Origin of the sequence: Oceanobacillus luteolus (assembly GCF_023715655.1) — a bacterium.
Classification (GTDB): domain Bacteria; phylum Bacillota; class Bacilli; order Bacillales; family Amphibacillaceae; genus Oceanobacillus; species Oceanobacillus luteolus.
The window spans coordinates 1-12,328 of record NZ_JAMBON010000027.1; the positions used below are offsets into that span (position 1 = coordinate 1).

Here is a 12,328-nt window from a genome sequence, read left to right on the forward strand (position 1 = left end):
CTCAAGTCTAATTGTATATTGTAAAAAAAATGAATGGAGCCACCTTTAGTTGGGTATTTACTTTTTTGGCTCTAATAGAAAAAAGATTAAAACTGAAAATTCTGGTATTATTTATGCAACGCTAGTGGTATCACATATATTAAATGGAATCAAAGTGCCCTAAAGCCACACTTGTGTCAATAAGTAACTTTACCACCAAAGTAAAAATCAGTTTGCACCAAACCAAATGTTGTTTGGCACAAACTGATTTTGTTTCCTAACCCAGCTACGATGAAGGTTCATACCCTATCCATAAAAGATTGTACCTCTGATAGACTAGGTAATGCTTGTATCGCCCCTTCTTTTGTAGCCACGATTGCCGCAGTAGCATGTGCAAATTTACCAATCTCCATTAATTGTTCTTTCGTAAGTTGAGAGATATGCTTATCGAGTTTCGACAAACGAGATAAGAAGGCTCCGACAAAAGAATCTCCTGCTCCAGTAGTATCGATTGCTTTTACTTCATATCCCTCTACAAAAACCTCTAAATCTTTCTTATAAAAAGTAGCACCCTGCTTTCCACGAGTCACAATGAGCAAGGAGATCGGTTGCTCCAAAAGGTACTGTATCGCTGCTTCTTCCGATTCCAATCCCGTTATAAAGGCAAGTTCATCATCACTTACCTTCAGCAGGTCTGAATAAGGAAGGAACTGCTGGATGGTCTGTTGATAAGCAGCCAAATCATCCCATAAACTTTTACGAACGTTAGGATCAAAAGAGACAATGCCCCCGGCTTTCTTAATTTTACGGATTACTTCGTGATGAGCATACTTTACGTCTGCTTCAACCAAATCGACCGAGCAGAAATGTAAGATATCCATTGGTTTAAATGAGATACCTTTCACATCTTCCGGACTCAACAACATATCAGCACTTGGTTTTCGATAAAATACAAACTCCCTCTCCCCATCATCCTTTAGTGCGACAAAGGCAAGTGCGGTATTTGCTTGATTTGTATGCTGCATATGACTTACATCTACCCCGATAGCAGCCAAGGTGCCCCTTAAATAATATCCAAAATGATCTTCACCAACTTGTCCGATAAAGCTGCTTTCTCCTCCAAGTTTAGCGACCGCAGCAGCAACGTTTGCTGGTGCCCCTCCTGGCATTTTTTTAAAACTGACAACCTCATCAATCGGTACGCCGATTTCATGAGGAATGAAATCTATAAGCGCTTCACCTATCGTATAGACTTTTCTCATATCTACTTTCAACATCCATTCCTTAATTATTTTCTAACGAAGAGGATTTCTTGTTCTCCCGCTTTCACTTGCTTTTCGGATTTCTTCTCTATTTCACTCATTTCATCACTGTTGGTAATAATAATTGGAGTGATTGCGCTACTGGCTTTTTCTTCAATTATATTCAAATCCACCTGCATAAGCGGATCTCCCTGTTTCACCCTATCACCTTTTGCCACATTTACCGTAAAGCCTTCTCCTTGCAAACTTACCGTTTCAATTCCAATGTGTATTAATATTTGTGCATCATTGTCACCAAGTATTCCAATTGCATGTTTTGTTGGAAACACTTGAATGATTTCTCCATTCACAGGTGATACAACTGTTCCATCCGTCGGTATTACCGCTATACCATCCCCCATCATTTTTTGTGAAAATACTGGGTCTGGAACTTCCTCTAATGAGATAACCTCTCCACTCATTGGTGTGACAAGGGAGATTTCTTTGACTTCTTGTTTCTTAAATAATCTTCCAAACATCCTTTCACCCTCTCATTAATATTCTGTTACTTTCTTTAAATTCCATTTCGTTACATCGAGTTTAACTTGCCCTTCCTCTGCATGAAAGTATATCTCTTCTCTATTCAAGTCATGGAAAACACGCGAAGTGAAGACTTCTTCCCCATCATTAAGAAAAATCTCAACAGACGAGGTGTCCTTGAAGATGCGAATCGATTCCAGTTCTTCCAAGGTGCATTGCCTTATCTCTTTACCTTCTCCGGAAAATTTCAATCGAGTAAACGTTGCAATCTTTTTTTCTATATTATAATGAAAACTACTTTCTCCAAAATGAATGGAAAACTCTTTTGCTTGAAATGCATGGACGTCTACTTTGACTTCAAATACGCTACCATGCACTTTTGGGAGAAGCAGTTCATCCTCTGTCACGACGACCGCCACGTGTCGGACTTCTTCTTGACGTAATTTCTCCAGTTCCTTAACAGGTTTTTGTATTAATCTCCCACTTTTCCATTCCAGTACTCTAGGAAGAGTAAGGCAGTGAATCCACCCATTATTTTCAGTAGGTTGTATACTCCCGATTTCTTCTGCGTTTCCCATCCATCCAACTAATAGTCTTCTACCATCTGGAGCTTCCGTCGTCTGGGCAGCATAAAAATCAAAGCCACGGTCCATTTCCACAAAGTCTCCATGAGAGAATGTATGCTGCTTCCAATCAACCTCTCCTGCAAAGTATCCTGACTGAAAAATATTTTGATACAACATACCTTGAGGTGACAAGCCTTGCGGACATACTAGCAACAAATCTGCTCCATTCAGTTGAAACAAATCGGGGCATTCCCACATATATCCGAAGTCGTAAAGCTCGCCAACATCACTGCCGGCAATGGGCCCTTGAAAATTCCACTCTCTTAAATCAGGGGAAGTATATAATACTACTTGCCCTTTCTTTTCCATTGTTTGTGCGCCGAGCACCATATACCATGTATTATCCTTCCTAAAGACTTTCGGGTCACGAAAATGTCCCGTATAACCATTTGGCACATGAATGATTGGTCCTTGCTTTTCAAAATGTATACCATCCTCTGAGATTGCCAAACATTGATAAGACTCTCGTTCTCCTTGCTCATTTTTTACATTCCCCGTATAAAACAAATATAATTTTTCTTTATTGACGATAGCACTGCCTGAATAACATCCGTTCTTGTCGTACCATTGATCTGGTGCCAAGGCAATTTCAGCCTGGTGCCAATGAACGAGATCCTTCGAAAATACATGCCCCCAAAACTTTGCCCCATGAGTGGTAGCGAAAGGATTCCACTGATAGAATAAGTGATAATATCCATTAAAATATACAAATCCATTTGGATCGTTCAATAATCCGACAGGCGGCATGATATGATAATCGAGTCGATAAGGATCATTCGCAACTAATAATTTCATCTCGTTGATTTTCTCTTTTGCTTGTTGTATTAATGCTTGTGATGATGATTTCATTTCCATCTCCTATGAAACATGTTCTTTTTCCGTAATTTTATCTGAGTAGCCAAACATCCAAGTTAACGCAAATGCAACTGCGATTGCTGTAAGGTTCACTAAAATGTAAAGGAAAAGTTGGCCATCTAAATATAATAATGTTCCTGGAATAACTGTAATCGCCATCCCAGAACCCGCAAGATTAAGGATAGATGCTAGGAATCCACCTACACCTCCACCGATCAATCCCATTAAGAATGGCTTACCGTATCTTAAGTTAACACCAAAGATAGCTGGTTCAGTAATTCCTAAAAACGCAGAAAACGACGATGGCATGGCTAATGCTTTTAACTTTTTATGCTTTGTTTTCAAACCTACTGCCAGCGCTGCTCCACCTTGAGCCGCTACTGCTGATGTCACAATTGCGTTGTACGGATTGCTTCTTAAACTCTCCAATAATTGAATCTCCAATAAATTAAAGATATGATGTACACCTGTAATTACAATAATTTGGTTAAAGAACCCGAGCAGAATTCCCGCCAATCCAAACGGAAGTTCTAATACAAATAATGTGATATCCAAGATGTAACTCTCCACACTGTGGAAAATCGGTCCAATGATAAACAGAGCAGCTATACTCATAAAGAGTAAGGTAAGAAATGGAGTTAAAATTAAATCCAGCGTCTCTGGAACACGCTTACGAATGGCCCGTTCTAATTTCGCTCCAATGATCCCAGCGATAAATGCCGGTAATACTGCTCCTTGATATCCTACAACTGGAATAAAACCAAAGAACACTAGCGGGTCTGCACCAGAAGCTACACCCCATGCATTGGGCAGTTCCGGACTAACGAGCATCAACCCTAATACAATTCCGATAATTGGAGTACCGCCAAACACTCTAAATGTCGACCAAGCAATTAATGCCGGCAGAAAAATAAATGCCGTATCCGTTAAGATCTCTGTATAAAGTAAAAAATTGCTGGATATATCATCTACCGTCAAACCAAAGATAGCTAAGACTTGTTCCTGCATCACGAGGCCGCGCAGCCCCATAAATAAACCTGTTGCAACGAGTACTGGAATAATTGGAACGAACACATCACCAAACGTGCGTATCGCCCGTTGGAATTTACTTCCCTTCTTCGCCGCTTCTTTTGTTTGTTCCGATTTGCTAGCAGTTTTTAAGTTCATTTTTTCTATTTCCTCATAGATACGATTTACTGTACCTGTACCAAATATAACTTGATACTGTCCCGAATTGAAAAAAGCACCCTTCACTTTGTCGATCTCTTCAACTTGTTCTTTATCCACCTTGTCTTCATCTCTAATTATAAATCGCATTCGAGTGGCGCAGTGGGTAACCGATTCGATATTATCCGACCCACCGACTGCTTCAATCAATTCTTCTGCAATCCGTTTGTTCTCTGCCATTTCTCTACACTCTCCTTTTTAGGGAATCGATTCCACATGAGGGGAAAAATATGAAATCGATTCCACATTGTTGTTATTTTTTTGTGTAATCGCTTTCTCGTTAAGGAATATTATACACTTTCACGAATTATTAGTCTATAGTCCATTACAATTTTTTTCGCAACTTGCTGTGAATCCATTGAAGCCAATAGTTGTTTGGCAACTTCCTCCCCTGCTTTTTCATTCTCATAATCAATCGTCGTTAAGGGTGGATTCAAGTGCTGAGACATTTCAGAATTACCAATTCCTGAGATAGCCATATCGGTAGGAATGTTGAAACCTACTTCCCTTAAATAACTCATCGCACCGATTGCCAACCGATCCGTTACAGCAAGCGTTGCTGTTGGTTTATTATTTGTCTCCAATATTTTTTGCATAGCCTCATAGCCAGAATGAATATTAAATACTCCCTTTTGAACCCATGACTGCTCCACACTTAATCCATTAGCAGCCATTTCATCAAGATAACCTCGTTTACGCTCATAACCAACAGCCCTGTCGGATTCATCTACACCAATAAAAGCAATTTTTCTATGGCCTTTGTCAATGAAATATTTTGTCAACTCCCTTGCAGATTGATAATCATCATAAGTTACACATAGTAAACCTTCTACTTCCTGTCCGACCACAACTACAGGAATATTTAATTTCTTTATGGCCTCTATCAGTTTTTTATCGGTATTAGTTGCTAATAGTACAATCCCATCCACTTGATGGATTTTCAAAACTTGTAAGTACTCCATTTCCTTTTCCTTTTGATGATCCGTATTGGCCAAAAGTATTTGATAACCATGTTTAGAAAGTTCACGTCCCAATCCTGTTACAATTCTGCTAGGCGTTTCCGTTTGAATTGTCGGCAGAATCACGCCGATCACTTTCGACTTTTTTGTTCGTAAGGCCTTTGCATTCGTACTAGGGACATAACCTGTGTCTTTTATAACTTGTTCAACACGCTTCCTCGCATCCTCACTAACATAACCTGAATTATTCAATACTCTAGACACGGTTGACCTTGAAACATTCGCCATTTCTGCTATATCCTTAATCGTTATCATTCCAAGCCCTCTTCTCCGTACAAATCGTTCATTTTCAAACCATATTATAGCATGAAACCCTCTCTGTTTATAGAATATTACATCTACTGTATGAATTATAGTAGTAGATTTACTAAACTTAACCAAAAGAAAAGCACCTCTAAATCATAGATAATATCTATAATATAGGGTGCAGTTCAGCTCTGATTGTCTCTCTTCTTTATTTTTCGGCTGCATGCAACGAACTTGGATCCATCTTTGTGAGTTTCGCGTGAACTACGAATCTACCTTTATGTTTATCCAGTTGATAATCACAAGTGGATAGGGTGAGTATGTGATCATCGGCACTTACTTCTACATCAGTCTCATAAAGTGCGCGCTCATCAATTTCATCCAGTAACAGCTCAAAATTTTCATCGCCGGTAAAATCCGTTTGTATATAGTTGAAATCGGTCGTTGTATTATAAACAGCGAAAATTTCCGCTTCATAACTTTCGTATAACGTATCAAAGGTAAATGTTTTATGTTCCTCGTAAAATTCCTTATCTTCGAAATACGTTAATCCTTCAAACATGGATTGATCCTTCGTGCGATGGCCGTAAACAATCGTATTACGTCCTAAAGAAGTTACATCATTCCGGAAATCCATAAAGATGCTGCCGAGGATATTATAATCCTTGTAAAAGTCACGTCGTAAGTAATCATTATTATTTTCTGCTTGTAAAATTGGATAATCAATCTTCGTTCCATCGATTGTTATCCAACCAACAAGTTCATCATTTTCACCAAGTAAAATATCGAAACCAGAACGCACTTTCAGCTCATCACCATCATTATCGGCAAATTCTGTGACACCTCCCCCTTGGTAGAAGGTTTCTTGTAGATCATTCATCGTTTGTTTATTGTTCTGGTAATCAAGAAATGTACTGATTAAACCATGTGCTGCATATACGAAAACACCGACACAAACTAAAGTAAACACAACGGATAGTACGCGTTTTATTTTGTTCTTCATCCACTTCACCCCATCCAAGTTCCTATATACCTATTGGCACCATATACATTCCAAGTTCTGGATCTTGTTTTATAACAACATTCACATTATAAACTTCCTGCATTAATTGAACTGTAATGATTTCTTCCGGTACGCCATGTGCAATGATTTCTCCATCTTTCATCGTGATAATCTCATGACTATATTGAATCGCCTGGTTGATATCATGAAGCACCATGACGATGGTTAAGTTCTCTTCCTCACAGAGCTCCTTCACTAACTCCATAATTTCATATTGGTAAAATATATCCAAGTTCGAGGTTGGTTCATCTAAAAATAGATATGGTGTATCTTGCGCTAATGCCATCGCAATCCATACCCGCTGCTGCTGTCCACCAGAGAGAGCATCCATTGGAGTATGGCGCCTTTCATAAAGTCCAACCCGTTCCAATGCCCATTTAACTTTTGCATCGTCCTCTTCTCCATGTTGATTGAATGGTTTCTTATGAGGCAAACGGCCATAATAGACGAGTTTTTCAACCGTCATATCATGTGGTGCGCTATTTTGCTGGTGAACAACACCAAGTTTTTTCGCAAGTTCCTTTGGCTTATACTTGTCAATGGTTTTTCCTTCAAGAATGACACTTCCCTGTTGTGGTGCCAAATTATTCGTCAAAACACCTAACAATGTGGATTTACCAGAACCATTTGGACCGAGTATCGTTGTTATTTTCCCAATCGCAATCTCTGCAGCAATGTTGTGCAATCTTTTTATGTTGTCTTGGTAAGCAAAGGTTATATCTTTAATTTCCATAAATGCGATCACTCTTTCTAAGTAGGAATATCAAGAAAGGTCCACCTATGACTGCCATAATAATCGATGCAGGTATTTCGATTGGTGAGAGAATCGTTCTTCCTATTGTATCTGCCACTAGTACAAGCAGCGCTCCAGCAATTGCAGAAAATGGAATCAGGAGTTTATGGTCGTTACCTACAAGAATCCTACCGATGTGCGGAATAATAAGTCCGACGAACGCAAACATACCAGCCACCGCAGTCGCAACCGATGCAAGTAAAACAGCAATGAGTGAAATGACAAGTCGTGCACGATTGACTTGAAATCCTAGATTGCGTAATGTTTTATCCCTTAACCCGAGATGGTTGCACCAGGAATACACGAGCAAACTTAGTAGAAGACCAATCGAACCATATAGCAAAATAATCTGGACGTCATTCCATGTTTTCATCGTAAGAGTCGAGGTCGTAACCGATATTCCCGACATCATACTGCTTGCATTCATTGAAGAGAGTAATTGGCTCAGCCCTGTAAAGATCGCATTGACTGCCACCCCGATTAAAATCATTCGTAAAGGATCAAGGCCGGATTTCCAGGCAAACATGTAGACTAGTAAAAAGGCTACCGCACCACCGAAGAATGAAAATAACGGTGTGTAGAAAAAGAGCGTTGGAAAAAATGTAATCATTAGTATGGAAGCAAACCCTGCACCAGATGCCACACCAATAATACCTGGCTCCGCTAGTGGATTGCGCATTACCGCTTGCAGAAGGACACCAGAAACAGAAAGACATGCACCAGCAAATAACGCAATGATGATCCTTGGTAAACGCAGGTCTTTTATAATTTCCACATTTTCATTTATACCTGTAAATAATCCTGCAATCAGCTCTCCCATACCTACTTCAATACTTCCAGTAATCATTGAATAAAGACTTACGAAAAGAAGTAAGATAGTGACTGCTATGAAACTAAGTAACTTTTTTGTCATCTGTACAACCTCTTTCGTAATTCTAATGAGCTAATTCCGGATAAAGGATTCCAACGAGCTCATCAAGGGCCTCAACAGCAGCTAGATTCGCAGTCGTCCCAAAGCGTGTCTCTTCCAAGTCATAGACTCGGTCATTTTGTACAGCTTTGAAATGACTCCAAATATCATTTGTTTGAAACTCTTGGTCAAACATTGCCACTACTTCTTCCGGCATACCGTGGGCCATACGTAAAATAATATCTGCATCTGTTTGTTGCAACGTTTCTGTATTGGCAGAAATATATTCTAAATCACTGTCAATCGCATTTGTGCCCCCAGCACGGCGTACTAAGTCACCGACATAGGAATTCTCCGTTGCAACTAAATAACTTCCCGGAACTCCTAAAAGGATAAGTACCTTTGGAGATTCTTGATCATCAATTTCCGCTTCTATTTCAGAAAGCTTTGCTTCAAAGTCTACCACTAATGCTTCCGCTTGTTCATTTCGGTCGTATCTTTCTCCAAGAGAGCGGATTTCTTCGTACATGCTCTCCACACTTTCCAGGTTCATATACGTTGCCGGGATATCAGCTTCAGTAAACGGTTCTTCCACATAATCCGTAAGCGTCGTAACCGTAAGAACCTCCGTTGGTTTCAAAGAACGGATCATCTCCAAATCTGGACTCATAGCCATACCAACTTCTGGCAGTCCATGATAACGTTCCGGCAAATCCTTGTAACTGGATGGCACACCGACGAGATCTAGCTCTAATGCATCCGCTATTTCTACTAATGCTACAGTCGTCGCGATGATATTCCCGTCTGTTTCGAGTGCTGTTACTTCTATATCGCTCGCCTCTTCTGATGTTTCAGATTCAGAGTCTGTAGCAGCTGCATCAGTGGAACTATCATCTGAGCCACAAGCCGCTAATATAAGTAATAAAATTAGGATGGATAATACAAATAATTTATTTTTCATGTTATTACACCTCTTTAGTAAAGTTGCGCTACTTTTTGTCATTATGTATGTAATAGAAAGGAGATAAAATCTGAAGCGCTAATTGAAGGGGAAAAGAAAAAAACAAGGAGGGACGATTCAGAGCAAGCTTGCATGCCAGACTCTGAATGTCCCGTCTTGCTGGAGGCAGTCTGGGATTTTCCCTCTGCCCACTACATGATCAGGACTAGATTGTCCTGTTTCTATGCAAAGTGTCTTTTTGCTTTAATTGCTAGTGGAATTGCGGATGCAATTAGCAGCAGCACGTAAAGCATGATGTTTGTATTTTCGCCTGTTTTAGGGTTTAGACCTGCTGTGTTTTTGGTTTGATCTTTACCTATATCAGAAGTACCGTTTGCTGAATCGCCAAAGTCTGGTTTAGGTGGCGTATTCTCATCTAAATCATTATTACCACCACTAGATAAAGGTACAGTAGAAATCTTCGTTTCAAAATCAACTTCATTTACTGATTTAAACTCTTGAACAGTGCTTTCATCAAAAACTAAACGGGCCTCAAATTCTTTGTTATCATACCCAGGTAAAAACGGTACAGTAATTACCATATCGAATAGAATCGTATCATATAGCTTATAGTTACTAGGTAATTTCAATTCGTAAATTGCAGATCCATCTTCGTTTTCTTTAATTTTCTTCATCTCTAATCTCAAATCACCGAATTTTGCAATGAGAGAATTGATAAACTCTGGATTAGTTGAAGTAATTTGAAGATACTTTTCACCATTTTTTTCAATAATTACTGCTGGGTTTTTAAAGAATCCGTCAGCAGCTGAACGCTTATTTTCTTTTTCATGGTAGAAGGTGAAGTTTACTGTAGTAACTTTGTCCGCTTCTGTTGGTATTTCAATTTTATCTGATTTATTTGTATCCCGGTCGGTTTTATCGTTATTTGCAGTTTTTTCCTCTTTATCAACTTCTTCTTTAACTTCAAAACCTGGTTTATCAGATTGGTCTGCTTGTTGTAGACTTTCTTCATTCAAAACAATTCGGAAATTAGCACTACTATTCATGACCATTCCTAGATAATGTGCCTCATATTCAACGAAACCATTAAGCAAAGTTGATAAATCATCAATAGCAAAAGTATAGTAATGTGTATCGCCATCAATTTTACTTTCAATTGGTTCTAGGCCATTAACTTTCATAGAAGTAACAAGACCGTTATCACGTACATAACTTGTAAATGTTACTTCAGCTTTTCCATCATTTATTGAAAGGAATATGGATTCACCTAAATAGGAAGCCATTGCAGATGGTCGTTCTTGCTCACTATGAAGATAGCTCGCACCAATTGTGTAATAACCATCATTCAATCTGAGCTTTTGATCAGATTCCACTTTATCTTCAGTACCATTTTCGTCTGTTCCTGGATCTGAGCTTTCTTCATCTGTGCCTGAGTTCGATGTCTCTTCTTCTGTTCCATTCTCGTCTATTCCTGAGTCCGATTTCTCTTCATCTATTCCATTCTCATCTGTGCCTGGTTCTGTTGTCTGTTCATCTCCACCATTCTCATTTGTTCCTGGTTCTGTTGTCTCTCCATCTCCACCATTCTCATCTGTGCCTGATCCTGGTTGTTCTCCATTTATTGCTTCTTTGAAGTTTTCTACCCCTTCCTTATCAAGAGTCATTGTCCCTGAATAAGGCACTGGGCTATAGCGTAAAGTACTTGTAAACTCAAATGACCCATCTAAGTTATCATCAACTCTAACTTTATAAGTTCTAAGATCATTTTCGTTGTCCTCATTTAGGATTTCAACAACAACTCCATTTAAAGTATCAACAGATACCAGATGATCAATCCCGGAGTGTGAAAATTCAAGATAGATTTCCCCATTTTCAACCGTTAAGATAGCTGGTTTAGAGAAGAAACTTACAAAACTACCAAATCCATCTAGATCAAAACTATCAATTTTTACCTCAAACCCTTTAGAGTTATCATTCTCTTCCTCCGCAAACACCGCACTTCCAAACATCGGTAATGCCAATAATACGGCCAATAAACTAATAAACCATTTTTTCATCTTTGTCTCTCCCTCGTTCCTTCTATTAGTCACGTGCAGGTCGTAATTTACGGATTGCTACTAATCCAATGATAGATGCAACTAATAAAGCAGCATAAAGTGCGATGGATGAGTTTTCTCCAGTTTTAGGATTTTCCACTACTTCCCCTTCACCACTTGCAACAGCTTCTCCTGATGTATTAGCTTCCGTACTAGTGTTGCTACCTGCTTCAGGCAAGCCCGATGTATTAATAACCATACGTGCAGTGTGCGTCTGATCATATAAATCAGGAACTATAATATGCATACCCATATTAATGGGTTGAGAAAGATCACCGTCCACACGGAATTTTACCGTTCTTGTTTCATTTGCCTCGTTTTCACTAACTACTGTAACTGGTCCGGATGGTGCATTTAATGACTGGATATAATTGCTCCCAGTTACCGTAAGCGTAATAGTTTGCACACCGTTCTCCACAGTTAGTGTCGCAGGACTTTGAAAATATCCATCAGCAATCGATGTATTGTCACTGCTTTTTTCTTTCATTTCATAATGCACTTGATATGTACCATCTGCGATTTGCGCAGAAACTGGTGCCGCGATAATAATTAAAATAAGTGCAGCTAGCACCATAACAAGTGGAAATCTAAACTTCATGCTTTTTCCTCCTTATTATTCTCAATTATAAATAGTAGTTAGTAGTTTAGGAGATTCCACACAAAGAAAACCTAGCGGAATAACTAGTCTAAACGCTATTTATAATTATTATAGTTTTATATCATATATAATGTATCAATAGTCGATAACTATATCAATAGATAAGCTGTGAAC

11 protein-coding genes are annotated in these 12,328 nt (G+C 39.0%); all 11 read right to left on the minus strand.

Annotated elements, in window-relative coordinates:
• Positions 1-278: 278 nt before the first annotated feature.
• Entirely contained in the window at positions 279-1,241 is a 963-nt protein-coding gene (locus tag M3210_RS14015; RefSeq protein WP_251515623.1) for a carbohydrate kinase family protein, read from the minus strand.
• Positions 1,242-1,267: 26 nt separating this feature from the next.
• Positions 1,268-1,759 carry a PTS sugar transporter subunit IIA gene (locus tag M3210_RS14020; RefSeq protein ID WP_251515625.1) on the minus strand — a complete coding sequence of 164 codons (492 nt, stop codon included), beginning with the start codon at positions 1,757-1,759 and terminating at the stop codon, positions 1,268-1,270.
• 15 nt (positions 1,760-1,774) lie between these two features.
• Positions 1,775-3,235: a glycoside hydrolase family 32 protein gene (locus tag M3210_RS14025; protein ID WP_251515627.1), complete on the minus strand. Its 1,461-nt coding sequence runs from the start codon at positions 3,233-3,235 to the stop codon at positions 1,775-1,777.
• 9 nt (positions 3,236-3,244) lie between these two features.
• Positions 3,245-4,648, minus strand: coding sequence for a sucrose-specific PTS transporter subunit IIBC (locus M3210_RS14030; RefSeq protein WP_251515629.1), 1,404 nt, complete (start codon positions 4,646-4,648; stop codon positions 3,245-3,247).
• Positions 4,649-4,758: 110 nt separating this feature from the next.
• Complete coding sequence (locus M3210_RS14035) at positions 4,759-5,742, minus strand: LacI family DNA-binding transcriptional regulator (protein WP_251515631.1); 984 nt, start codon at positions 5,740-5,742, stop codon at positions 4,759-4,761.
• Positions 5,743-5,941: 199 nt separating this feature from the next.
• Positions 5,942-6,736, minus strand: coding sequence for a class B sortase (srtB, locus tag M3210_RS14040; RefSeq protein ID WP_251515633.1), 795 nt, complete (start codon positions 6,734-6,736; stop codon positions 5,942-5,944).
• A gap of 22 nt (positions 6,737-6,758) precedes the next feature.
• Positions 6,759-7,529: an ABC transporter ATP-binding protein gene (locus M3210_RS14045; protein WP_251515635.1), complete on the minus strand. Its 771-nt coding sequence runs from the start codon at positions 7,527-7,529 to the stop codon at positions 6,759-6,761.
• On the minus strand, positions 7,519-8,502 hold the full coding sequence (locus M3210_RS14050; RefSeq protein ID WP_251515637.1) for a FecCD family ABC transporter permease: 984 nt from the start codon (positions 8,500-8,502) through the stop codon (positions 7,519-7,521). Before M3210_RS14050 ends, M3210_RS14045 begins: the two co-directional genes overlap by 11 nt.
• A gap of 22 nt (positions 8,503-8,524) precedes the next feature.
• Positions 8,525-9,460, minus strand: a complete 936-nt coding sequence (gene isdE, locus M3210_RS14055; protein ID WP_251515639.1) for a heme ABC transporter substrate-binding protein IsdE — start codon at positions 9,458-9,460, stop codon at positions 8,525-8,527.
• Between the two features lie 221 nt (positions 9,461-9,681).
• A complete protein-coding gene (locus M3210_RS14060) occupies positions 9,682-11,517 on the minus strand; it encodes an NEAT domain-containing protein (RefSeq protein WP_251515641.1) in 1,836 nt (611 codons plus the stop codon).
• A 25-nt stretch (positions 11,518-11,542) separates the two neighbouring features.
• Entirely contained in the window at positions 11,543-12,154 is a 612-nt protein-coding gene (locus tag M3210_RS14065) for an NEAT domain-containing protein (RefSeq protein ID WP_251515643.1), read from the minus strand.
• Between the last annotated feature and the right edge of the window lie 174 nt (positions 12,155-12,328).

Bases quoted from the DNA above. Each gene is read 5' to 3' on its own strand.
- M3210_RS14015 (WP_251515623.1), bottom strand. From the start codon at position 1,241: ATGAGAAAAGTCTATACGATAGGTGAAGCGCTTATAGATTTCATTCCT.
- M3210_RS14020 (WP_251515625.1), bottom strand. From the start codon at position 1,759: ATGTTTGGAAGATTATTTAAGAAACAAGAAGTCAAAGAAATCTCCCTT.
- M3210_RS14025 (WP_251515627.1), bottom strand. From the start codon at position 3,235: ATGAAATCATCATCACAAGCATTAATACAACAAGCAAAAGAGAAAATC.
- M3210_RS14030 (WP_251515629.1), bottom strand. From the start codon at position 4,648: ATGGCAGAGAACAAACGGATTGCAGAAGAATTGATTGAAGCAGTCGGT.
- M3210_RS14035 (WP_251515631.1), bottom strand. From the start codon at position 5,742: ATGATAACGATTAAGGATATAGCAGAAATGGCGAATGTTTCAAGGTCA.
- srtB (WP_251515633.1), bottom strand. From the start codon at position 6,736: ATGAAGAACAAAATAAAACGCGTACTATCCGTTGTGTTTACTTTAGTT.
- M3210_RS14045 (WP_251515635.1), bottom strand. From the start codon at position 7,529: ATGGAAATTAAAGATATAACCTTTGCTTACCAAGACAACATAAAAAGA.
- M3210_RS14050 (WP_251515637.1), bottom strand. From the start codon at position 8,502: ATGACAAAAAAGTTACTTAGTTTCATAGCAGTCACTATCTTACTTCTT.
- isdE (WP_251515639.1), bottom strand. From the start codon at position 9,460: ATGAAAAATAAATTATTTGTATTATCCATCCTAATTTTATTACTTATA.
- M3210_RS14060 (WP_251515641.1), bottom strand. From the start codon at position 11,517: ATGAAAAAATGGTTTATTAGTTTATTGGCCGTATTATTGGCATTACCG.
- M3210_RS14065 (WP_251515643.1), bottom strand. From the start codon at position 12,154: ATGAAGTTTAGATTTCCACTTGTTATGGTGCTAGCTGCACTTATTTTA.